This window comes from Chakrabartyella piscis, assembly GCA_030067835.1.
Lineage (GTDB): Bacteria > Bacillota > Clostridia > Lachnospirales > Anaerotignaceae > Chakrabartyella > Chakrabartyella piscis.
This window is the reverse complement of sequence record CP092441.1, coordinates 540,761-565,786: the sequence shown is the minus strand read 5'-3', so window position 1 is coordinate 565,786 and position 25,026 is coordinate 540,761. Positions and strand designations below refer to the sequence as shown.

The following is a 25,026-nucleotide window of genomic DNA, read 5'->3' as shown; positions in this document are numbered from 1 at the left end:
AAAAGGTTCAATCCAAACTTTATTTGCACAAACTACGTTTGCGCTATGGTTATTTTATTTTTACATTCACCGATTTGGGTTTGGTGATTGATTGTAGGGGCGTACCTTTGGTCGCCCGTTTGGTTTCGATGATTGATTGCGGGAGGATACTATCCTCCCCTACACGCCATTACATTCCAATTTTATGGCAATCATATCTTCTTCCTATTCTCCGCACAAACGTAGTTTGTGCATAACGGGTCAAGGGACAAGTCCCTTGCGTGGTTTGGAGCAGAGCTCCAAGGTCTTCTCTTTTGCCTTTATTTCGTAAACGCATTTTCTGTATATCGGAAATATTTCTTATTGTCTTCTTCCAACACTTCTGCTACATCAAATCTGAAATCGCCATCCAATTCCTTTTCGGATATGTATTTTTCTGCTGTTTGGATGATATTTTCTTGTTTGCCTTTGGTGACTGCTTCTGACGGTTCACCCATCGTTCTACCTTTGCGATATTTCACTTCCACAAAAACAGTATACCCATCCTTTTCAGCAATGATATCAATTTCGCCACCAGCTCGTTTGAAATTGCGTTCTAGGATTTTGTAACCCATCTTCTTCATTTGTTTGACAGCAAGTTCTTCACCATAAACACCCTTTTCACGATTGGTTTCTTCTTCATGGAAATTACGCAAAAATGTTTTTCTATGAATCGGTGTTTCACCATGAACACGCAAAGCTGCCATATGTGCTGCAGAACCATAACCTGCATTGCTGGCAAATCCATATTCTGGATACACTTTATCATATTCTGCCATCAAACGGTCACGATACACCTTTGCAATGATACTGGCTGCACCAATGGAAGCACTTTTGGCATCCCCTTTGATAATACCTTTTTGTGGTATGGGTACCTGTGGAATGGTAACCGCATCTGCCAAAATATAGTCTGGTGATGGACACAGCTGACCAATTGCATCTCGCATCGCTTCAAACACCGCCAAAGAAATATTGGTTTCATCAATGCGTTCTGGTGATACCACACCAATGCCATAAGAAACTGCTTGTTCTAGGATGATTTCATTGAGTTCTTCTCGTTTTTTTGCAGATAATTTCTTGGAATCGTTGATGCCTTCAATTTTACAATTTCTAGGCAAAATGACAGCACCAGCAACCACAGGTCCTGCCAATGGTCCACGACCCACCTCATCAATTCCAGCCACAAATTCGTAGCCAGCAGCATAACATTCACGTTCATATTTCAAAATCAATTCCAGACGTTCTTGCTCTGCCAAATGAGCTGACAATCGTTTTTTCGCAAAAACAATTGCTTGTTGCACACCTTTTCTTTCATCTGTTTCAAACAATTGACAGGTGTTATCCACATCTTCCACAGGACAAGTTGTGAGAATCTCTTTGATTTCTTTGATGGATTGCATAGGTTCACCTCGATTTTATTGCTGGCGACCACAGGTCGCCCCTACAGGGTTGCGTTCATATTTCAATCATTCGATCGTGTAGGGGATGGCGTCCCCGACATCCCGTTTGTTTCCACACATCTTATGTTATTTCCAATAAAATCCAAGCCGTAGAACAGTGTCCCACGGCTAGTTGGTTGCATATTATTTCGTATTACATATTACAATTGCATCCACATTTTAGTTTGTGGTTGTTTGATTATACCTCCATAATAATGGGTAAAATCATTGGGCTTCTCTTTGTTTTTTGCCACAAGTAATTTTTCAAAGTGTCACGGATCACACCTTTGATATAGTTCCAGCTTGTGATGTTCTTTTCTTCGCATTCTTCCAAAGCTTTGAGAACAACAGCTCTTGCTTCATCCATCAAATCTTCTGCAACTCGTACATATACAAATCCACGAGAAATGATATCTGGACCTGCAATAATGGTACCATTTTCACGATCCATTGTCACAACAACCACCATCAAACCATCTTCAGAAAGATGTTTTCTATCACGCAAAACGATATTTCCAACATCGCCAACACCAAGACCATCCACCATGATTCTTCCTGCTGGTACAGAACCATTGACTTTTGCTTCGGCTTTATTGACTTCCAAAACTTCACCAAGTTTCATGATAAACACGTCTTTTTTATCCATACCCATAGACAAAGCCAAGTCTCTATGAGCAGACAAATGCATAAATTCACCATGAACAGGCATGAAATATTGGGGTTTGGTCAAAGCCAACATCAATTTCAATTCTTCTTGACGAGCATGACCAGACACATGGATATCTTCCATATCGCCATAAACCACATTTGCACCGGCTTTCAAAAGCAAATTCACCACACGAAATACGCTTTTTTCATTACCAGGAATTGCAGAAGCACTGATGATGATTTTGTCATCTGGTTTGATGCTCACTTGACGATGCTCATTCATAGCCATTCTAGAAAGAGCAGACATTGGCTCCCCTTGGCTACCAGTTGTGATGATGACAAGTTGTTCATCTTTGTAATTTTTGATTTCGTTGATTTCAATTAAAGTACGTGGTGGAATTTGCAAATAATCCAACTCAGAAGCTGTTTTCACAGCATTCACCATACTTCTACCAATGATTGCAACCTTACGTTTGTATTGATACGCAGAATTGACAATTTGTTGAATACGATGGATGTTGGAGGAGAAAGTTGCCACCATAATACGATTTTTTGGTGTTTCTTCAAACAATTTATCAAAGACTTTACCTACATTTTTCTCGGAGATGGTAAAGCCTGGTCTTTCTGCATTGGTGCTATCGCTCATAAGAAGCAACACACCTTCTTTTCCAAGTTCTGCAAAACGTGGCAAATCGATGATATCCCCATCAATTGGAGTATAATCCACCTTAAAGTCACCTGTATGCAAAATCACACCTGCTGGTGTATGCACTGCAATTGCAACTGCATCTGCAATGGAGTGATTGGTATGAATAAATTCCACTGTCAATTGACCAAATTTCACCTTTTCACCAGGCACAACTGTATGCATATCCACGCTATCCAACAACTTATGTTCACGCAATTTGTTTTCCACCAAGCCTCTTGTGAGCAAAGTACCAAACACAGGAACTTTCACTTTTTGCAATACATATGGCAAAGAACCAATGTGATCCTCATGACCATGTGTCAAAACAATTGCATGTAATTTATCTTGGTTTTTTTCCAAATATGTGGTATCTGGAATCACCAAATCAATCCCCAACATATCATCTTCTGGGAATGCCAAGCCACAATCAATGACAATCATATCGTTGCCATATTCAATTACTGTCATATTCTTTCCAATTTCTTCTAATCCACCCAAAGGAATGACTTTCACCTTTGCTTTTGGTTTCGGTTTTCTACCTGCCAAAAAATACACCTCCATATTAGGCGAATGCTTTGCACCCGCAGTGAAAAGTGAAGAATGAAGAGTAAAAACCATCTCTTTTTCCATCACTTTTATTATCGTTTTTGGTTCAAAATTCACATCAAAACAAAACTTTCCCATAGCACCTTTGCCAGAAAGTCTTAATTTGCACAAGCACAAAAAGAGCAGTCCTTTTTTTGCATCCAAATCCATATCTCCGTCTTATGTCTTTGATACAACCCTTACTGCCAGCTTTTTGTTTTTGTGTGTTTCTTCTTCTCCATAATATATAGAATAGGGTTTACCCTGTCCATTCATTTTCAAATTACAATTTAGCCTTGGATTTCTACATCGTAGTCGTCGCCATTTTGTGCAAACAAATCTGCAACACGATCAAATTCTTCGTCATTTTCTACCACTTCATAAGTCACATCTTCTGTGTTGATTGCAATTTCTTTCAAAATCAACGCTTCGGATTCTTCATCATCCATAAATTCGGTTTCTACCACCAAAAGATAGCGTTCACCACCACATGTTACATTATCAATAATGGAAAATTCCACTTCTGTACCATCATCTTCTGTCATTGTTACGGTTTCAAATTCCAATTCTTCTACTTCTTCAAAAATATCTGCCATTTGTTTTCTCCTTATGTTCAAGTATTACAGTACGCATACAATGCGTACCCTACGATTGCATTCATATTTTATACTGCGGTCGATTCGTGAATCGCCCATACATTTATGTCCACATTTTGATTTGTGGTATTACGGTAGGGTCAAGACCCTACCCTACAATTGCATCCACATTTTATTTGTGGTATCATTTATTTTTCTCTATTTAGTTTATCCAAATACCCTTGCAAAATATGCACAGCTGCCATTTTGTCAATCAAACTTTTTCTTTTATCGTGTCCCAAACCGGCTGCACGCATAGCACCCTCTGCTGCAATGGTACTGAATCTTTCATCCCACAAAATCACTTGCATTTTTGGAAAGCGTCTTTCAATACGTTCTGCGAAATCCTTTGTTTTCACACAACGTTCACCTTCTGTATTGTCTAAATTTTTTGGATATCCCAAAACAATGGTATCCACAGAATTCTCTTCCACCAATTCTGCCAAACGACGCATTGGTTTTTTGAACGCTTCTGCATTATCTCGTCTAATGATTTCCAATCCTTGTGCTGTCCAACCAAGTGCATCGCTTTTTGCAACGCCAATGGTTTTATCGCCATAATCCAAACCTAAAATTCCCAATGGTTTTATCCTCTTTCTCAATCGTTACGATTCAAGTAATCTTTCACCAATTCTTCCAACAATTCATCACGTTCCAATTTGCGAATCATAGCACGTGCATTCATGTGGCTTGTGATATAAGTTGGGTCACCTGACAAAATATAGCCTACAATTTGGTTCACAGGATTGTATCCTTTCTCCTTCAAAGCGGCACTGACTGCAATGAGGATTTTTTTCGCTTCGTTTTCTGGTTCTTTTTCTACACGTCCAAAATATTGAGTTTCGTTGATATTATTCATATAATCACGCTCCATTTACCGTCTACAATCCTTATCCATTTATCATAATATAAACCCTGTCCAATTGCAACACAATACTTGGACAAAAGCCTCTGATATCCTTACAATTTTCTTGCGCCACCAACAATTTCTCCTGAAACTTCCAGCAATTTTACAGACACAATTTGATTTTCCAATGATATATCAGAAGTAAAATGCACCTTGATGTAATTGGAAGTATGTCCTTCATATACACCTTCAGACACTTGTTTTTCAACCAAAACCTCGGTTTCTGTGCCGATTTGACCTTCCATAAATGCAACTGCCATTTCTTCAGACAATGCCAACAACTTGTGACTTCTTTCTGTTTTCACTGCATTTGGCAATTGGTCTTTACGTTCTGCTGCTGGTGTTCCTTTTTTTGGAGAATATGGGAATACATGTATTTTTGCAAATCCAATTTCCTTTGCAAAGTCAAATGTTGTAGCAAAATCTTCTTCTAATTCTCCTGGGAATCCAACAATGATATCTGTGGTCAAAGCCACATCTGGCATATATTTACGCAAGGTTTCTGTTGCTTTTTTGTAGGTTGCTATATCGTATTTACGATTCATTTCTTTGAGGGTTTTGTCACATCCACTTTGCAAAGAAAGATGGAAATGATGACATACCTTAGGCAAATCTGCCATAGTTTGTGCAAACTCCTCTGTTACCACATTTGGTTCAATGGAACTGAAACGAATGCGTTTGATTCCTTCCACTTGATGCACTTCTTTTAAGATTTGCAACAAACTGGTGTCACGTCTATCTTTGCCATAGCTTGCCACATGAATCCCAGCCAAAACCACTTCTTGGAAGCCATTATCTGCCAAATGATGCACTTCTTCAATGACATCTTTTGGATCACGACTTCTGATGGGTCCCCTTGCATATGGAATGATACAATAGGAACAATATTGGCTACAACCATCTTGAATTTTCATATAAGCACGTGTACGATCTGCCATTTTTTGTACAGACAAACGCTCAAAAACACGTTCTTTCATAATATCGGAAACATGGCTTTGTACCCCATTTTCTGCATGGTATTCTTCCACCATTTCCACAACTTTGGCTCTTTCTTTTGTGCCAATGACCAAATTGACACCTTCCACAGCCATAATTTCATCTGGTGCTGTTTGTGCATAGCAACCAATGACTGCCACAATGGCATCTTCCTTTTGGCGTTTCACACGTCGAATCAACTGACGTGATTTTTTGTCACCAAAATTGGTTACTGTACAAGTATTGATGACATACACATCTGCTTCTTCATCAATACCCACCACTTCATATCCTTTTTCTGCAAACAATTCTGCAATGGCTTCGCTTTCGTATTGGTTGACTTTACAACCCAAAGCGTAACTTGCTATTTTTTTCATTCTATTTTTTCTCCGTTCTTTTCCATATCGATCAAACGACGAATTTCTTTGGTTACAAATCCATCGTTGTTGCTACCACCTTGGAATCTGGCAAATTTTTTCACGCCTTCTTCTGCTGCTTCCATTGCATAGCTATAATATCCTTGTTGCAACAATTCCACATCGTTGTATTGATCACCAAACACAACGGTTTCTTCTGGAGTAATGCCCAAGCGTTCCTGTAATTTTGCCAGTGCTGCTCCTTTGTTGACACCCAATGTTCCAATATCAATACTGCCTTCACCTGAAGTTGCAACATACAACCCTTCATGAATGGCAGAACGCAATTCGTCATATCCTTCTTGGTTTGTTTTTCCATTATATAAAATGGCAGACACCTTGATGGCATCGTCCAAAACAGAATACAAATCCTCCACCAAAACCATCTCATATTGCAAATGTGGTCTTGAGAAAAACTCCTGAATTTCTGGACTTTTGGTGTATCCGCAATATTTCCCACAAACAATTGGCTCTATACGATCCAATTTTGCCATCACATCCAAACAAAGGATGACATCCTCTTTTTTCATTGGATAGGAAATCAATTCTTCTTTATTTTCTGCTACAAATGCACCATTTTCCGCAATGATGATGATGTCCTCCAAATGATTTGGGAAATGACGTTCCAGACTTGGGTATTGTCTGCCACTTGCTACCACGAAACGAATGCCCATTTCTTTGAGCTTAGCCAAAACTGCATCTGTATCCTGCGCCATTTTTTTATCATCAGTCAAAAAAGTACCATCCATATCTGTTGCAATCAATTTAATCATGGTATTCTCCTGTTTATACTATATATTCAAAGTTTCAATTATCACCGTTCTCCATAAGTCTTTTTAGTATACCATAAAAGCGGAGAATGCGTGGTACAAAGGAATCAGTTGTTACACTTGTGTAAAACAATTGATTTGTTTGTACCATCATTTGCGTAGCAAATGTATCCAAGTACTCGCAGAGTACTGGATAGTCTCCGCCCAATTCTACATTTTAGTATACCACACCCAAAATTACATTTGCAAGTTAGAAAAGAAGATTCCAATGTTTCCCAGTAAAAATCGTGATTATATAGGAGGAAACGCTATTCCAAACAAAAAAGGTGTCCATATTGCACGAACAAAAAGAGGGCTTATATCATAATCACATCACAAATTACATCTTTTTTCTTGCATTGTTTGATGACAAATTCGGTACCCTTGCTCTTTCCATCCCAAAATGCCAAAACATAGTCTGCGTATGCTATGATTTCAATATTACGTCTGATGGGTGCAGCACGTCCAAATTCGCTATAGTTTGGTAGAAATTCTTTCAACAGTAGATTGTGTTCCAAAGCATAGTTTCTGGCACAGGTATCAATGCCTTTTGCACCACCAGATACGATTTCTGTGGTGTTTTTTGGTAGATAATTCTCTAGGTTTTCGATGGATAAGTTTCTGGAACCAATGACTGCAACTTTCATATGTATACCTCCTATTGCTGGCGACCACAGGTCGCCCCTACGATTGAATGGGTGATTGTTGTTTGCTCGGGATGTCGGGGACGCCATCCCCTACAAGATATTTTTTGAATACATTGTATATCTAAATCCAACATAACATTGCTATTTGACTATAAAATGGATATATCATATAGTTACGAGAGGTATTTTCATGACAATCAAAAGTATATCCATACGAATTGAAGATAAAATGCTGGATAAAATAGGATATGTAGCAGATTACGAAGGTCGTTCTGTCAATAGTCATGTCCTTGTTTTGATTCGTGAAAATATCAAAAAATTCGAAGCGGAGTATGGTGAAATCCATGATGTATTGCCTCCTCATTTGCATGTAAAACCCAGTAAGAAATCGTGAAGTTTATGGTTTATAACAGCGACAGCAAGACCTTGGAGAACTTTTTTCTGTCGTGAAAAGTTCCCCAAACCCTTCAAAAACACTCTTTTAAAGCATTTAAGACCTTGAGACACTGTCTCAAACTCTGTAAGCCTTTGAAAAGGCTTAACCTAAACTTTATTTAAAAGCATTTTGTACAAACATAAGTTTTGATAAATAGATATTTTAACAGTCTGATTTCTACAAATTTCGACACGCCAAACAAAAAACGCATCTCCATGATATCCCTATCACAAAGATGCGTTCTTTTCATTGGGTATTTTCCTCCACATGTGTAGAAGAAATGACCTTTTTTACATTCTTTTCAAATTTTACCCTTGGCAACATGACCATATGACCACAGCCACAGCATTTGATGCGAAAATCCATACCCACACGTAAGATTTCCCATTGCACAGCTCCACAGGGATGATTTTTCTTCATTTGTACAATGTCTCCAACATAAAATTGCATTATGCTTCCTCCTCGTATTATATAGTCATAGCTTTTTCTTTACCTTTTCTTAGGTATAAGCTATGCTGATTTAGATACTGTGGATTGGTGAATTCCTCCTACCACTTGATGGTTTAAGTAAGGCTCCAACCACAGTCTCTTTGTTTATTTGTTAATTAGTTAGATACCGCATGACGGTTTATTTAGAACGAGGTTACAATCGCAGAGAGTACCAGTGGTTCCAAACAGTATCAAATACTTTTAAAATAGGAGATTTATTTATGATTTACGTAGGAATTGATGTTGCTAAAGATAAGCACGATTGTTTTATGACCAACTCTGATGGGGAAATACTTGCAAAAGCATTTACCGTCACAAACAACCGAGATGGATTTGATGAACTTTATCAAAGAGTAGAATCTCTTTCCGATGATTTAACCAAAGTAAAAGTAGGACTTGAAGCCACTGGACACTATAGTTATAACATCTTGGGGTATCTGCTTGATAAAGGTCTAACCACCTATACTATCAACCCGTTACATACAAATCTTTACAGAAAAAGTCTAAGCCTTAGAAAGACGAAAACGGATAAAGTCGATGCCCATACGATTGCTACTATGCTCATGTCTGATGTGAACTTGAAGTCCTACTCAGATACATCATACCACAACGAAGAGCTAAAGTCACTCACTCGTTATCGTTTTGATAAAGTAAAAGAACGGGCAAAATTAAAAACTTCTATTTCTAGGCTTGTAACGATTCTATTTCCTGAATTGGAAAAATTGGTGCCAACACTTCATATCGCATCCGTTTATGCTTTGTTGGTTGAGTTTCCAAGTTCCAAAGCCATTGCCGATGCACATTTGACTAGATTGACGAATCTTCTGGAAACAGCTTCTAGAGGGCGCTATGATAAAAATACGGCTATCCTATTCCGTAATGCAGCCAGAACTTCTATTGGTTCTCATATGCCAGCCAAATCATTAGAATTGAAACACACCATTGAACTCATCGAAGTGTTAGATTCTGAAATCGCTGAAATAGAAGTTGAAATCAAAGCTATTGTAGATGAAATGGAATCTCCAATCCTAACCATACCTGGAATCAGTTATCGCATGGGTGCAATGATTCTTGCAGAGATTGGTGATTTTTCTAGGTTTGATTCTCCAGATAAGATTTTAGCTTATGCGGGGTTATCACCGTCCACCTATCAATCTGGTCAGCTAGAATCTTCCCATTCTAAAATGGAAAAACGAGGTTCTCGCTACCTGCGATACGCATTATTTAATGCCACAATCTATGTTTGTCATTGGGATCCAACATTTAAGGCATACCTAGCTAAAAAACGAGCCGAGGGAAAACATTATTATGTTGCCATTTCCCACGCTACCAAAAAACTTGTACGAGTAATTTATCAACTGGAAAAAACAAGAGAAACATATATAAAGTGACCTGATTCGTTTTATCAAATATCTCCTAATTTGAGCACCTATAGAGATGCTCTATTTGTCATGCAGTTTTCAATGTTCAATATCTATCTGAAATACATTTCTGTAATTCATTCAAAAACTTTCATTTTAGACTTGACTTTTAATAGTTAGTCTTACTTTGCACCATATGAATGGTACGTTGTGGAAATGGAATTTCAATATTTTCTTTATCAAAACGGTTTTTGACACGTCTTCTAAGCTCTGCTTCCACACCAAGATTGGTTTTCACTTGGCATTTCGCTACAATTTTCACATCCACAGAAGATTCATTCAAAGCCACTACGCCAACTACAATAGGTGCTTCCATGATGCCTTCAATATCACTTGTTTTTGTCATTTCATCTTGCAAAACAACCAATACATGGTCGATATTTTCTTTGTAAGCAACACCAATGACCAAAACTGCATTCATATATTCATTACACATATTGGTTACAGTTCCAACAGAACCATTTGGAATGATATGCAAACGTCCATCTACATCACGAATTTTTGTAGAACGAAGTGCAACACCTTCTACCACACCAGTAATGCCTTGGATGGTGACAATATCGCCAACTGCGTAGTAATCTTCAAACAAAATGAAGAATCCTTCTAGCATATCTCCAACCACACTTTGTGCACCCAAACCAACTGCAACAGAACCAGCACTGGCAACCACCACAAGGGAGCTATCGCTGACACCCAATTGACGTAAAACTGACAAAATCCCAATGAAATAGATGACATATTTCAACACACTAGAACTGATGGAGTTGAGTGTTTGTGCCTTACGTTCCGAAAATGCAAGACGTTCCTTTTGGGTTTGTCCAATAAAAAATTTTCTCAGTGCCTTCTGGGAAAAGCGAATCAATGCAAAACATACCACCAATGTCAATATAATTTGCAACACTTTGATACCCAAACTCATAGCACTTTCCAATGTCTTTTCCAAGACAATCATATCGATTCCTTCCATTGTAAATCTCCTTTATTGTTTATATTATTTGCTGGATGGGAAACCCATCCCCTACAGTGTGTTACCTTTAGCAATACGAAATTCATATCTACAATACATATTTTCTGACATATAAATTACAATTTGCCAATTAAATTTTCTACCAATACACTACCTCTTTGGGCTGCCATCACACAGAATTCTTCAAAAGAAAGACCTGCATCTTCACCAGCACCATCAGAAATTGCACGAATGATCAAAAATGGTGTATTGTTCAAATAACAAGTATGTGCAACCGCTGCACCTTCCATTTCTGCACACATACCACCAACGGTTTCACGGATTTTGGCTTTTGCATCTTCTGTGCAAATGAATTGGTCACCACTGGCAACTCTACCAGTCAAAACACGATAATCCTTTGCAACTTCCTTTGCAGATTCCAATGCCAAACGAAGCAATTCTTGATCTGCTTTGAAATAACTTTCCTCCATACGTGGAATTGTGCCAATTGGATCACCCAATGGGGATGTATCCATATCGTGTTCCACAGCATCTTCAGACAAAATGATATCGCCAACACGCAATTCAGCAGACAAAGAACCTGCAACACCTACCATAATGATTTTTTCTACATCGAAACGATCAATGAGCGCTTGTGCACAAATGGCAGCATTCACTTTGCCAATACCGCTTTTCACCAAAACCAAGTTTTTACCTGCATATGTTCCCACATAGAAGGTCAAACCAACCATGTTTTTTTCTTCTGTAATTTTCATTTTTCCTTTGAGTGCAACAATTTCTTCTTCCATTGCACCAATGATACCAATATTTTTCATATATTCACTCCTATTTCTCTATTTTAGGGCAGTTCTTTTTATTGTAGCATAGGAAATTTGAAATTTCAAGAAATCTTATAAAACTGTAGAAAATGCTGTTATCTTTTGCTGATTGAACAATATTTTTTCATGGCTTTTTGGCTTTTCTCTTGTTTTTCCTAGCCAATGCTTGTATAATACAAGAAGAATGATATGGATACAAAATATTTATCATATAACCAAGAGAGGGTGACCGATATGACAGCAAAAACACATGCATATATCACAAAAGAAATCGAATTGGAACAATTGTATCAATTTATCTTGAAGTTCTTCGACCCTAGTGCAAAGGTAAATCGCTATGAAAACCGTTTTGGTGAAAGCAACGAAATGGCGGTTTATTTCACATATAAAGGTGAAGAAAGACGTTTGTTCACTATGGTGTACAAAAGCCGTAAATTCTCCAAAACTGGTGACAAAAACAGAATGATTTTCATGGACTTGGATTACTGGGGTCATAGTGTGGAAATCATGCGTTGCATCTTGTCCTACTTCGGTGGTTGGTTGGATGAAAACGACTGTGACAACGAAGAAGCATATTTCATGGAAGCACAACCTGATGGCGTAACACCAAATATCATCAAAATCACTAGAAGCGAGTTGAATCGTCGCATGGGTGGTATGGTTGTTATCATTGATGAAGAATAAGGTTTGTATTGAAGGGATATTCCTAAGGGAGTATCCTTTTTTTGTTGTTTGCAATATAACGGTATGGGAAACCCATCCCCTACAAAATCACCAAATTGCATTCACGCCTGTAGGGTCGATTCACGAATCGACCGTTCTTTCAACTCATCACAAAAATATCAAAACTTTCTCTTGACAATATTGATATTCGATGTTACTCTGTACTCATAAATATCGAATATCAATATTAGAAAGGATGAGTTCATGGCTAGAGAAAAATACCAAACCCTAACAGAGCAAATGTTTTATATTCTTCTTTGTTTGGAAGTGGAATGTTGTGGTGTAGATATTATGAAAATGGTATCAGATTTGACTGGTGGACGTGTGGTCATTGGTGCTGGCACACTATACACTTTGTTGGATAACTTCCAAAAGGAAAAATTCATTGCAGAAACCAAGGTGGAAAATCGCAAAAAAAGTTATTTGATTACAAACTTAGGAAAGGAACTTTTGGAAAAAGAATACAAGCGTTTGCAAACTTTGACAGCAGACTACGAACAAATGAGAAAGGGGAATTCCCTATGAGAAAAAAAGACACTGTAAAGAAAAGTATGATGTTCCAATACAATCACTACACAGATTTGGAACGCAAACTGGAAAAATACGCTACACAAGGCTTATTCCTAGAAAGCATTGGTTCTTATTTCTGGACATTTAGACGTGGAGAACCCAAAGCAGTACACTACACCGTTACTTTCTTTGCAGAGGGTTCTATCTTCCATCCACACCCCACAGAAAACCAAGAAGTCTATTACGATTATGCAGAAGCAAGTGGTTGGCATTTCATAGCAGAACATGGACAAATGCAAATTTTCATGAGCGAAGAAGAACAGCCCACGCCATTTGAAACAGATGAAGGTGAGAAGTTTGAAAACATCAAGAAATGCATGAATAAATCCATATTGCCTGTGTATTTGAGTATGCTTGTGCTCTTTGGGTTCAATATCTGGACACAACGCACTTCCATTACACTAGATCCCATTCGCTATCTCACAAGCAAAACCTCTATTTATGTCCTAGCCATGTATATCATTGTGATTTTGATGTATGGGATGCAGTTGGTGTCTTATGTGATTTGGTTGCGTAGGTCAGAAAAATCCATTGCACTTGGTGGTGGCTGTATCGAAAAAGAACATCGTACAGAACGAATGGTACAAAAGATTTTTCTTTGTGGAATGTACTTACTGGTTCTTTGGTTTCTTTTTGCTATGGGTCAACAAGCAGGTCTGGCAATTGTTGTCCTTTCATTGGCTTACATTCCCATTGTTGTGTTTGTGTTCCAAAAAATCTTGCAGTTGATGAAGAAAAAAGCAAAATCCACTATGGTGGTGCGTGTGGTTTCCATTTGTGTTTTGATGGTCACTGTTTTTGCATACCTTGGTGGCATTGGCTATTGGGCATTTCGTTTCGATATTGGAAACAAAGAAGAACGCCCATATCGTACAGTGGAAGTGGTGCTTTCTGCCAATGCCACAATGGATTATGAGATTTTCAGTGATGCAATTCCTTTGACTGCACAGGATTTGTACCCAGATGCAAGCCACCCTGATTATTCCTACGAAAAAGAGATGGAAGAAACCATTTTCATGAAACAAACATACTATTACCAAGGTTTGTATCCCATGAAAAATCCACCACCTGAAATCCGATACAATATCGTAGAATGTAAGATGGATTGGACATTTGATGTGGCAATGGACTATCTTTTGGAAGTGGAAGAATGGCGGACAGAAACCACTTGGGAAGAAGTGGATGCAACACCATTTGGTGCCGACAAAGCATATCATAGATTATATGATGGAGAAGCAACTGGCACATACCATTTGTGCTATGGCAACACCATTGTCAGCCTATTTTTAGAAGAAGCATTGACAGATGCAACCACAGAAATTGTGGTGGAAAAATTGGAATTACCCAGATAAAGCAAATCCCAGTCTGACAAATATGTTGTTGGACTGGGTTTTCGTGTAATTTATATAATGTGTAGTATAATGTAGGGGAAGATATCATCTTCCAGGAAAATGATTGTGATAATTTTAGACTATAATTTTTTCAAATGTTAGAGCTCTTCAGACCGTACCTTTTGACACCAAAAGGTACCCCAAAAGTGCCACTCTTTGCGAAGGCGTGGAGCCACGCTTCAAAAGGGTCTATCCCGACCCTCTTAAAAATCACCCCGATAGACGGATGTGTAGAAAATTAAACCCTACGATTAGACCGTGAGTGACAAGCCCCTCACCTCTTGATTACTGTTTCAAAACCTTGAAAATAGCTTCTATATAGTGGCTTTGAGGGTTTCACTCATCCTTTGCTTGCAAAGCGGAATCCTCTAAATTACTACTTTGATAAGCTAGAATTGTGCGTCACTGGACATGAAGGAAGTATACTCAAAAATCAATTCATTCTCTAACCTAAAGGATTTCGCTTGCAAGGGAGTTTCGAGGGGTCGCAGCCCCTTGAACCGTGCTCCACGCTTCGGAAGTAGTGGTGCTTTTTGTTACTTTTTGGTGTCAAAAAGTAAGGTCTGAAAAGTTCTAAAAAGTGAATAAATTCCCAGATGAAATTAATTCGTTTTGCCATCTGCTACACTACAGATTACAAGTACAATCCCCATAACTGCAAAAAAGGAGCAGATATCCAATCCACTCCTACAATTACACTCTATTTATTTACTTTTCAAAAAAATCCACCAATTCCACAAACCCTTGGACTGCATGGGAAGCTGCCACATTCTTCAATTTTACCATACCAATACTTCTTTTTGGGACTGGTGGTTCCACTGGAATTTCAAATATATTACCATCTTCCAATGCTTCTTTGGTAAACTCTTTGATGACATAGGTCAGTCCCAAATTGATTTGTGCAAAGCTGACCAACAAGTCGCTACTGCCCAATTCCAAAATCGGTTGCAATGCAATTCCATTTTCCTCTGCATAGGCATCCACATAACGTCTGGAGTTGCTGGCATCTTCCAACAAAAGCAATGGATATTCTGACAATTCTTCCACAGTGATTCCTGTTTCTGCAAGTTTTCTGAACTTTTCACCACCAACCAAAATATCTTGTACTTCGATACAAGGGATGATTTCAAAATCCGCTTCTTCTGCAATGGGCAAATTGACAAAGCACACATCCACACTACCATTACGCAACAAACGCAAAGATTCATATGTGGTTTTATTGGTTACCTTAATATTGATATCTGGATAGGAATTGTGGTACTTTTCCAAATAGGGCAACAAGAAATTGGCAATAACCGTATCACTGGCACCAATTTTCAATTCACCCATTTCCATATGCATCATTTGGAAATATTTATCTTCTGCAGCATGAATGAGTCCAAGTGCTTGTTCCAAATAGGTATACAACAACTTTCCTTCTGCTGTTGGATATACCCCTTTTGCAGTACGCACCAAAAGTGGACTCCCCATACGTTCTTCCAACTGACGAATTGCCATACTCACTGCTGGTTGGGAAATGTACAACTCCCTTGCAGCAGCAGACATATTTCCTAGGCGTGCCACTGTACAAAAAATACGATATAAATCTAAAGAAACATCTACTTTCACAAGAATACCTTCTTTCTACAAGAAACATGCAATTTTGGCACGTTCTGCATACAATGCTTCCAATTCCTCTTTATGATATACAAAACCTGTATCATCAAAGTACTTTCCACCTTCTGGACAATGCTTCACACAAGCACAACATTTCATGCACACTCCATTTATGATACTTGGATTTTCTTTGTCTATGGAACCCAATGGACATACAGATGCACAAATGCCACAACCTGTACAAACATCTGTTGTTTTTGGTTTCACTTTGCGGATATCAATGTGGTTTCCATGTCGATCACGTGGTGTATAATATGGATTTGGTGGATTGTTTCCAGCCACACAAACAGGTGCTTCATACTGCCATTTGTTTTGGATTTTTTCCACAATATCCACACCAAAAGCCTTGATTTCTTCTAAGTCATTTGCATCTGGTCTACCAGCACCTAAACTCCTAGAAAAAGAATGCTCACTGACAAAAGCACCACCAGCAATTGTTTGGAACTTGGCTTGTTCCATCAGATTTCGAAGTTCCACCAAAGCATCATCAAAATTACGATTGCCAAAAGAAACCACAGGTACCCCCATAGCACCACCACCTACAATACATTCTTCCACATAAGGTAACAGTAAATTTGGTACACGTCCCGCAATGACCGGCAATCCAAACACCACCAAATCCCCTGTTCCAAAAACAAGGGTTTTCCATCTGGCATTTGGCAAAGTGACATCCACTGCAACACAGTCCACTTCCAACTGATTTGCTATGGTTTTTGCTAAGGTTTCCACTACTTTTTTTGTTCCACCCGTCGGGCTGAAATACAATGCATAAACATTTTTGATGCGTTTCACAAGTCATCCCACCATTTCCAGCTCATATCAAACAAACGATAGTTTTCTACTTTATATGATACTTGATTTATTACATCATTACAAGCACAATTTCATCACATTTACTTGGATTTTGATATTCTTTGTTCCAATTCAAGATAAAGTCATTGCAGGCGGATGTGGGCATCCACCCCTACAAAATCAATGTTGCTACACATGACAAGCATTTTCTCCAATCAAAAACCCCTCCTCCAATTGGAAAAGGGGTTCTGGTTATTTTACTCAATCGTGGAATGGTGTTACAGTTGCAAACACTTCATCCATATACACAACTTCTTGTTCTGCAAGCATCGCCTGTGCTTGTTCTTCTGCATAGACATACATTTCTTGTTCCAAAAATGCCATTTGCATCAAGGATTCTGCTTCTTCTTCATTTGGAATTTCAATTGTTTCAATTTTCATAATGTAGTATACACCATTCAAGTAGAAAATCTCATCAATAACACCAACTTCTGGCGCTGTTTCCAAACCATATCCGGACATGAAATCAGATTTATATGCTGTCATTTTACCTTTGGATTCAGTGCCAATTGCTGCTTCATCCACATCATATTCATCGAACAAAACACCAAAATCTTCACCAGCTTTTGCTTTTTCCAAAACCTCTTCTGCCACAGCTTCGTCATCTACAACCACACTATCTATATTGTAGTATGTGTATTCTTCCACAAATGTTTCTCTGTATTCATCATAGAATGCTTCCAAATCTGCTTCATCTACAACATAACCCATTGCAAGTTGTTGGTACACCAAACCAAACAAATAGGATTCTGTCATAGCTTTGATCATAATTTCTTCTGTAACGCCCATTTTTGCAACATCTTCTTCTGGAATAGAAGCCACAAACTCAATGGAAGATGCTTCTGCCTGTGCAATTTCTTCATCTGTCATAGAAATATCATTTTCTGCTGCGTATTTTGTGGTTGCTACCACTTTACGAATGGTTTCCATAGTTCTTTCTTCCACCATATCATCAGCTGTGATACCATCAAATTCCATAGTCCAAACATCTGCACCAATTGCAGACAAGAAACTTTGAGATGTGGTATACAAATACACCATATACTCTGATTTCATAATGTCTTCGCCATCAATTTGCATAATGACTGCATCAGAAAATTCTTCTTGTACCACTACTTGTTCACTGGTACTACTGCCACAACTACTTACAAATACAGCACACGCCAACATGGTGGCAAGCATTTTTAATTTTTTCATTTTGGTCCCTCTTTCTCATATACATATTCAAATTTTTATTGTTTCAATCATATCCTTTTGATTATACACAATTTCACCCAAAAACACCATCATTTTAATTGATTTAATAGCAATTTAATTTCGTCTATTACAGAAACACCCTTTTGTTTTGCCAATTTTATGGTCACATATGGCTTTGCTCCAGCAGTAAATAAATATTGTCCCTTGCTTGCAACAATGGTTTTGGTTAGTTTTTCTGTATCAAAATGAACGGTTTCTGCAAATCCCACCAAGACCACATCCCTCTTTTGTACCAAGGATGCAATACCAAGTGCATTTGCTTCTGCTTTTAGGAGTACGATTTCCAAAAGAATTTGTACACTCTTTGGCAAGTCTCCATATCTATCCATCATTTCATCTATCATATCGAAATAGCCATCTTCATTGCGTATGGTTGCAATTTTTTGATACATCTCCATACGTTGTGCTTGGTTTTTGATATAAAAATCTGGAATAAAAGCACTCATTTGCAAATCTACAGACGTTTCATTTGTTTTTGGCTTCGGTTCTTCTCCTTTTAGGGTTTGCACCGCTTCTTCCAACAACCTACAATACATATCGTAACCAACGGTTTCCATATGCCCATGTTGTTCTGCTCCCAACAAATTGCCAGCACCACGAATTTCCAAGTCCCTCATGGCAATTTTGAAACCAGAACCAAACTCTGTAAATTCACGTATGGTTTGCAAGCGTTTTTCTGCCACTTCACGCAACATTTTGTTCCGTTGGTACAACAAATATGCATAGGCAATGCGACTACTTCTACCCACACGTCCACGAAGCTGATACAGTTGTGAAAGCCCCATTTTATCTGCATCTTGTATGATAATGGTGTTTGCATTTGCAATATCCAAACCTGTTTCTATGATGGTGGTACACACCAAAACATCCGTTTCACCACTGATGAATCCTTCCATAATGCGTTCCAATTCACGTTCTGACATTTGCCCATGTCCATAAGCAATATTGGCTTCTGGCACCAATTTTTGCAAACGAAAGGCTTCTTCTGCAATGGAATTGACACGATTGTACAAGTAATATACCTGACCACCCCTTGCAATTTCACGGTGGATTGCTTCTCGGACAAATTCTGCATTGTTTTCCATAACATAAGTTTGCACAGGTTGTCTTTCTTGTGGTGGTTCTTCCAACAAACTCATATCCCGAATGCCAGACAAACTCATATGCAAAGTTCTTGGAATTGGCGTTGCAGATAAGGTCAATACATCCACATTGTCACGCAAACGTTTCAACTTTTCCTTATGTGCCACACCAAAACGTTGTTCTTCATCCACAATGACAAGCCCCAAGTCTTTGAACTCCACATCCTTGGACAAAATTCTATGGGTTCCAATGAGAATATCACCCATACCACTTTTCATATTGGCAAGACTTTCCTTTTGTTGTTTTGGTGTTCTAAATCTGGAAAGCAACTCCAATTGAATGGGATATCCACTCATACGTTCCACAAAGTTATGATAATGTTGCTGTGCCAAAATGGTAGTTGGCACCAAAAACGCAACTTGTTTTCCTTCTTGGACTGTTTTGAATGCACCACGAATTGCAACCTCTGTTTTACCATAGCCCACATCGCCACAAATGAGTCTGTCCATAACCTTGGTACTTTCCATATCCGCTTTCATATCTTCAATGGCATGGAGTTGGTCATCTGTTTCTGCATAGGGAAATGCTTCTTCAAATTCACTTTGCCATGAGGTATCCACTCCACAGGCAAACCCCTTTGCTGCTGCTCGTTTTGCATAGAGTGCCACCAAATCTTCTGCCAAAATTTGTACCACTGCCCGTGTTTTGGCTTTGGCTTTTGCCCAATCTCCACCACCCAATTTGTTCATTCTTGGAGCACCACCACCACTACCGATGTATTTTTGCACCCGATCCATTTGGTTCACTGATACATATAAATTTCCACCATCACGATAAGAAATTTTCATATAATCCTTTTGGATGCCCTCCAATGTGATTTTCTCCAAACCACCATAGATGCCAATACCATGGTCGTCATGTACCACATAGTCCCCAATTTTCACATCTGTAAAACTTTCAATGGTGGCACCTTTTTTCTTTTTCTTTGGTTTGCGTTTCTTTTCACCACCAAACAATTCTTGGTCTGAAAACACTGCCAATTTACAGGCTTCGTAACGAAAACCCTTTGCCAAATTGCCACGACTGACCCAAATGCTGCCTACTGCCATTGGTTGGTTTAAATTTTCCACATAGGTGGCATAGACACCCAAATCTTCCAAATCTCTAGCCATTCTTTGTCCTTTTGAGCCAGAATTTGTGAGAATCAACACACGATATCCTTCTTTTTTGAGGAATTGCAATTCTTCACAAAATAGTGTCAATTGGTTGCCAAAGGATGGTGTTGTATGTGCCATAAAATGCACCATTTCTTTTGGAGAAAAATCCACAGCTCTTTGGTTGAGTCCAGCCAACAAAACGGTTACAAATCCATCCATTTTATGCAAAACTTCAGCATATGAAAACAAAAGTTCACTTTGCTTTGGCAACAAATAGCCTTCTGCTATTCTACCCTTCATACTTTCTGAATATTCGTCCATCACCGTTTCCATATGGGTATGAATGCGATCTGGTTCATCCAAACACAAAATGGTATCCTTTGGTATATAGTCCAAAAGACTTACGGTTTTGTCATAAAAATACGAAATATATCCACCTACATTGGAAAGTCTACCTTCCAAACGCAAACGTTCTGCATCTTCACCAGCATGTTCCTGTAAACGTTCCGCTGCTTCTAGGCGTTCTGTTTTCTCCATTGCTTTTCTGGTTTTGACATATTCCTTTGTGATTCTGTCTGCTGCAACCTTTGCCATTTCTTCTGCATATACCAATTCATTCATTGGAAAAATGGTGGTTTTGTCTAACTTTTCTGTGGAACGTTGTGTTGCCACTTCCATTGCACGAATGGAATCGATTTCATCATCCCAAAATTCGATACGAATTGCTTCTTCTGCTGTCAAAGAAAACACATCCAAAATACCGCCACGCAAAGAGAATTGACCACGACTTTCCACAATTTCTGTACGTTCATATCCTAGGAAAATCAATTTTTTCATCAATTCATTGATATTCCAAACATCACCCACAGAAATCTCCAAAATAAATTTCTGAAACTCTTCTTTTTCCACAAAACGCTCACACAAAGCTTCCATAGATGCCACCAAAATTGGTGGATTTCCAGCAAGCAAACTCTCTATGACTTGGAATCTTCTACGACCAACCTCTTGACCATGAACATCTGCACTATAAAACAAAATATCCTTTGCTGGATAATACATCACATCGCTATGGAAGAAGGCAAGTTCTTGTGCCAGCTCACGTCCACGGAGCTCACTATGGGTCAATATAAGAATGGGTCTTTTGGTATGTGCACCCAAACCATAGAAAATATGGCTTTTTTCCACGCCAACAGCACCTGTTCCAAAAACAGGAGTACGATTGTTTTGTATACCCTCCAAAATACGTTGGTATGGATGGAGTTCCAATAATGGATCTAAAAGTGCTTTCATGATTTACCTCGATTGTATTGTATTTGAGATTTATGTGTTACGATGCAACGCTCTGTCATTCAGAGTGCAACGAAGAATCTTTGGTGTTGCGGAACAGTCAAGACTGTTCCCTACAATTACATTTCTGGTTTTGTTTCTGGTTTTGTTTCTGGTTTTGTTTCTGGTTTTGTTTCTGGTTCTGCTTCTTCTGGTTTTTCCACTTTTGGTTTTTCTGGTTTAGGTGGTTTTGGTTTTTTGTTCATGGTATTCATTGCAGACTGGAATCCTTTTTCCAAAATCAATTCCACTGCCAAAACACCTTTATCCAAACCTTGTTCCATCAAAGGCAAATCATCTTTTCCAAATTTTGCAAGAACATAATCTGCCAAATCCCAACCATTTGGTTTTTCGCCAATGCCCATTTTGACACGCCAAAACACATCTGTCCCCATTTGTGCAATGATATTGCGAATGCCATTGTGACCACCATGACTGCCCTTTTCACGAATACGCAACTGACCAATTGGCAAGCTGGTATCATCAAAAATCACCAAGCAATTTTCTTGTGGTATTTTATAAAAATTCACCAATTCACGCACACTTTCACCACTGAGATTCATAAATGTCTGTGGTTTCACCAAAAGCACACGTTGTCCATTGATACGTCCATCACCAACAAATGCTTTGTTTTTGAATTTCGATACTTCTATATTGTATTTTTTTGCAAGTCGATCTATGACATCAAAGCCCACATTGTGTTTGGTGCCTTCATATTTGGAGCCTGGATTACCCAAGCCAACAATCATAAAGAAATCTTGTCCATTTTCTTGTTTTTGAAACCGATCAAAAAGTCCCATATTTCCTCCTAAAATTTCATTCTGTTCATTTGGAGTTTATTGTATCATAAAATGATGATGGAAGAAAGCCCTACCATGCAATTGGTGTGGAATTGTATTTATCACAACACAACCAGAAGATGATATCTTCCCCTATGATATTATATTTCAGTCGTGGTACAACAAAAAAGATGAGGTTTTATCCCCATCTCCATTGTATTTTTATGTTATTGTGCCATCATATTTTGAATCAACCTAAACAAAAGATTTGCGATTTGTGCTCTGGTTGCACCACCAGTTGCATCCAATGTACCATCTGGATGACCAACAATCAAACTTTCAGCTACTGCCCAAATCATAGCATCCTTTGCATCTTCAGAAATGGTTTCACCATCTACAAATTGGCTCAAATCTCCTTCTGCTATAGGACTTCCCACACAGAAATACAAAATTGCAATCATTTGTTCTCTTGTAATTGGTGCATCTGGGGTCACTTCTTCCAAAATACCACGTTCCACTGCCCAATCCACAGCAGAAACACCTGCATATGCTGGCAATGTATTTTCACCACTCAAAGCATACATAGCACCAAGGAACATTTCGTATGTTGCAGTTGCTGTTGGTGCAAATTCCACTTCACTGATGCCTTCCATCAAATCAAATGTTGTCACAAGATACACAGAATCATGGAACCAATTGCTTGTGCTCACATCTATAAAAGGCACAGAATAACGATCTTCCACTGCATTCATAACGCCTACAGCACCATTGCCTTGGATGTGCATAGCATCAATTTCTTCTTCTGTTGTACCTGCGTTGAAAATCATAACACCATGATTGGTAACGGTACCACCTGTTGTGTCCATGGTACTACCTGTATCTCCCTCTCTGCCTTCTGTTGGTGCCAAACTAAACATAGCTTCTTCTGCAATGGTCAATGTTGCACCTTCTGCAAAAACAATATGATCGTTGTAGAATCCTGATTCTGCTGCCATATGTGTAAATACCACATCCCCACATATCATTACTGTCCAAGGACGTTCTTCCAAACTTCCATCCTCTGTGCAATAACCAATTATCCCATTGATATCGCTATTTTCAGATATGACGATATCTTTACCTACAAAACATCCATCAGACATAACCACACAACCATCGCCAATGGTCATAATACCTTCTGCTGCACTGATGCTATAAATTGCATTTGCATAAAATTCACAATTTACAATGGTTGCATTTCCACCATATACAGCAATCCCTGAATTGGCAACAATATTCCAAATACCATCTTCCACTGTAACATCATTTGTATTGCTGGAAAGCACAACATACGCCATCATATTCCAAGTGCCACCTAGGATATTCATATCACCACTACTATAAATCCCATCTCTTGCAACCATTTCCACATTGCCAGTTGATGTGATATTTAAATTACCATCACCTTTGTAGTTACCATCTGCATCATATGTACCTGCTGCCACAATGGCATACAAAGGATCTTCCATAGTTGCACCTTCCATGCCAACAACAATGCTCAAATCACCATCCAACACCAAATCCATATCACCATCTGCATAAATGCCATATGTTTCTGCATAAATGGTCAAACTTGCATCTGCTTCCACCAACAAAGTTGCATTCGCTGGCAATATAATTCCAAATGTATCTTGAATCACCACATCATCTGTAACAGTGAATGTAGAGCCATCTGCTTCATAATCGAAAGTATATCCACCTCCAGATACATCTTCTGTTGCATCCATAAGATGCAATCCTTCCATTGCCACCACTTCATTCGCTTCTGTTTCTGCACCAAATGCCATTGGTACCATCATTTGACTTGCCATTACTACAGACAACACCATAGCAATCATTTTGCTTATTTTCATAGTATTCCTCCTCAAACTTTAGGGCAATACCGCATAACTCTAATTGCAAAATTTGCGAGTAGATTTTTTCGTCATAATTATCAAAAAACACAGGCGATATCGGAAATATCGTCGAGTATTTTTGGTGATTCTGATGGGAAAATAAACCGCAAAGGTTGTGATAGAGGGTTGTGCGGTATTGCCCTAGATTCCCTGTATATTGTATTACGTACAGAATACCACATTGTTTTTGTTTTTTCAATTTAATATTTCATTATGGTATACCACTAGTATATAACAATTCACCATAGGTGTTTGTCAATTAAAGATGATGGGGCTTTTGTAGGGTACGCATTGTATGCGTACTGAAAGCGGAATGCATACAATGCATTCCCTACACATCGATGATATATCTAATACAATACATAATTAGCTCTTGTTGTCTTTTATAGAGACAAATGTT

General features: G+C 38.5%; 21 protein-coding genes and 1 pseudogene. 5 read left to right on the top strand and 17 right to left on the bottom strand.

The window, feature by feature from the left end:
• Positions 1-299 precede the first annotated feature (299 nt).
• The 8 genes from MJY40_RS02485 to MJY40_RS02450 all read right to left on the bottom strand — a co-directional run bounded on the left by MJY40_RS02485 (position 300) and on the right by MJY40_RS02450 (position 7,767).
• Positions 300-1,418 (bottom strand): ribonuclease HII, encoded by a 1,119-nt coding sequence (locus MJY40_RS02485; RefSeq protein WP_317855504.1) that lies wholly within the window; start codon positions 1,416-1,418, stop codon positions 300-302.
• A gap of 238 nt (positions 1,419-1,656) precedes the next feature.
• Entirely contained in the window at positions 1,657-3,339 is a 1,683-nt protein-coding gene (locus MJY40_RS02480) for a ribonuclease J (protein ID WP_317855503.1), read from the bottom strand.
• A gap of 329 nt (positions 3,340-3,668) precedes the next feature.
• A complete protein-coding gene (locus MJY40_RS02475) occupies positions 3,669-3,974 on the bottom strand; it encodes a DUF1292 domain-containing protein (protein ID WP_317855502.1) in 306 nt (101 codons plus the stop codon).
• 188 nt (positions 3,975-4,162) lie between these two features.
• Positions 4,163-4,594: a Holliday junction resolvase RuvX gene (ruvX, locus tag MJY40_RS02470; RefSeq protein WP_317855501.1), complete on the bottom strand. Its 432-nt coding sequence runs from the start codon at positions 4,592-4,594 to the stop codon at positions 4,163-4,165.
• Positions 4,595-4,611: 17 nt separating this feature from the next.
• Complete coding sequence (locus MJY40_RS02465) at positions 4,612-4,872, bottom strand: IreB family regulatory phosphoprotein (protein WP_317855500.1); 261 nt, start codon at positions 4,870-4,872, stop codon at positions 4,612-4,614.
• A gap of 101 nt (positions 4,873-4,973) precedes the next feature.
• Positions 4,974-6,272, bottom strand: a complete 1,299-nt coding sequence (gene mtaB, locus MJY40_RS02460) for a tRNA (N(6)-L-threonylcarbamoyladenosine(37)-C(2))-methylthiotransferase MtaB (RefSeq protein WP_317855499.1) — start codon at positions 6,270-6,272, stop codon at positions 4,974-4,976.
• Positions 6,269-7,084: a Cof-type HAD-IIB family hydrolase gene (locus tag MJY40_RS02455; RefSeq protein WP_317855498.1), complete on the bottom strand. Its 816-nt coding sequence runs from the start codon at positions 7,082-7,084 to the stop codon at positions 6,269-6,271. The genes mtaB and MJY40_RS02455 overlap by 4 nt, the downstream gene beginning before the upstream one ends.
• A gap of 353 nt (positions 7,085-7,437) precedes the next feature.
• A complete protein-coding gene (locus MJY40_RS02450) occupies positions 7,438-7,767 on the bottom strand; it encodes a DNA-processing protein DprA (protein WP_317855497.1) in 330 nt (109 codons plus the stop codon).
• A gap of 190 nt (positions 7,768-7,957) precedes the next feature.
• Here MJY40_RS02450 and MJY40_RS02445 point away from each other — a divergent pair, with 190 nt between their 5' ends.
• Complete coding sequence (locus MJY40_RS02445; RefSeq protein WP_317855496.1) at positions 7,958-8,161, top strand: Arc family DNA-binding protein; 204 nt, start codon at positions 7,958-7,960, stop codon at positions 8,159-8,161.
• Between the two features lie 288 nt (positions 8,162-8,449).
• On the opposite strand, the gene MJY40_RS02440 is transcribed toward MJY40_RS02445, so the two are convergent.
• Entirely contained in the window at positions 8,450-8,653 is a 204-nt protein-coding gene (locus MJY40_RS02440; RefSeq protein WP_317855495.1) for a DUF951 domain-containing protein, read from the bottom strand.
• A gap of 260 nt (positions 8,654-8,913) precedes the next feature.
• Here MJY40_RS02440 and MJY40_RS02435 point away from each other — a divergent pair, with 260 nt between their 5' ends.
• Positions 8,914-10,083: an IS110 family RNA-guided transposase gene (locus MJY40_RS02435; RefSeq protein ID WP_317855494.1), complete on the top strand. Its 1,170-nt coding sequence runs from the start codon at positions 8,914-8,916 to the stop codon at positions 10,081-10,083.
• 139 nt (positions 10,084-10,222) lie between these two features.
• Here MJY40_RS02435 and MJY40_RS02430 read toward each other — a convergent pair whose 3' ends face one another.
• Positions 10,223-11,080 carry a mechanosensitive ion channel family protein gene (locus tag MJY40_RS02430; protein ID WP_317855493.1) on the bottom strand — a complete coding sequence of 286 codons (858 nt, stop codon included), beginning with the start codon at positions 11,078-11,080 and terminating at the stop codon, positions 10,223-10,225.
• Positions 11,081-11,196: 116 nt separating this feature from the next.
• On the bottom strand, positions 11,197-11,895 hold the full coding sequence (locus MJY40_RS02425; protein ID WP_317855492.1) for a 5'-methylthioadenosine/adenosylhomocysteine nucleosidase: 699 nt from the start codon (positions 11,893-11,895) through the stop codon (positions 11,197-11,199).
• Positions 11,896-12,132: 237 nt separating this feature from the next.
• Between MJY40_RS02425 and MJY40_RS02420 the strand changes: the two genes are divergently transcribed.
• The 3 genes from MJY40_RS02420 to MJY40_RS02410 all read left to right on the top strand — a co-directional run bounded on the left by MJY40_RS02420 (position 12,133) and on the right by MJY40_RS02410 (position 14,543).
• Entirely contained in the window at positions 12,133-12,582 is a 450-nt protein-coding gene (locus MJY40_RS02420) for a hypothetical protein (protein ID WP_317855491.1), read from the top strand.
• A gap of 243 nt (positions 12,583-12,825) precedes the next feature.
• Positions 12,826-13,146 carry a PadR family transcriptional regulator gene (locus tag MJY40_RS02415; RefSeq protein WP_317855490.1) on the top strand — a complete coding sequence of 107 codons (321 nt, stop codon included), beginning with the start codon at positions 12,826-12,828 and terminating at the stop codon, positions 13,144-13,146.
• Complete coding sequence (locus MJY40_RS02410) at positions 13,143-14,543, top strand: DUF2812 domain-containing protein (protein ID WP_317855489.1); 1,401 nt, start codon at positions 13,143-13,145, stop codon at positions 14,541-14,543. The genes MJY40_RS02415 and MJY40_RS02410 overlap by 4 nt, the downstream gene beginning before the upstream one ends.
• 747 nt (positions 14,544-15,290) lie before the next feature.
• On the opposite strand, the gene MJY40_RS02405 is transcribed toward MJY40_RS02410, so the two are convergent.
• The 6 genes and pseudogenes from MJY40_RS02405 to MJY40_RS02380 all read right to left on the bottom strand — a co-directional run bounded on the left by MJY40_RS02405 (position 15,291) and on the right by MJY40_RS02380 (position 24,584).
• Positions 15,291-16,190, bottom strand: a complete 900-nt coding sequence (locus MJY40_RS02405; RefSeq protein ID WP_317855488.1) for a LysR family transcriptional regulator — start codon at positions 16,188-16,190, stop codon at positions 15,291-15,293.
• Positions 16,191-16,205: 15 nt separating this feature from the next.
• Positions 16,206-17,030 carry an EFR1 family ferrodoxin gene (locus MJY40_RS02400; protein WP_317855487.1) on the bottom strand — a complete coding sequence of 275 codons (825 nt, stop codon included), beginning with the start codon at positions 17,028-17,030 and terminating at the stop codon, positions 16,206-16,208.
• 261 nt (positions 17,031-17,291) lie between these two features.
• Positions 17,292-18,287 carry a hypothetical protein gene (locus tag MJY40_RS02395; protein ID WP_317855486.1) on the bottom strand — a complete coding sequence of 332 codons (996 nt, stop codon included), beginning with the start codon at positions 18,285-18,287 and terminating at the stop codon, positions 17,292-17,294.
• Positions 18,288-18,376: 89 nt separating this feature from the next.
• Positions 18,377-21,877 carry a transcription-repair coupling factor gene (gene mfd, locus MJY40_RS02390; RefSeq protein WP_317855485.1) on the bottom strand — a complete coding sequence of 1,167 codons (3,501 nt, stop codon included), beginning with the start codon at positions 21,875-21,877 and terminating at the stop codon, positions 18,377-18,379.
• A 224-nt stretch (positions 21,878-22,101) separates the two neighbouring features.
• A pseudogene (gene pth, locus MJY40_RS02385) lies at positions 22,102-22,713 on the bottom strand (aminoacyl-tRNA hydrolase); the annotation flags it as partial.
• A gap of 206 nt (positions 22,714-22,919) precedes the next feature.
• A complete protein-coding gene (locus MJY40_RS02380) occupies positions 22,920-24,584 on the bottom strand; it encodes an S-layer homology domain-containing protein (protein ID WP_317855484.1) in 1,665 nt (554 codons plus the stop codon).
• Between the last annotated feature and the right edge of the window lie 442 nt (positions 24,585-25,026).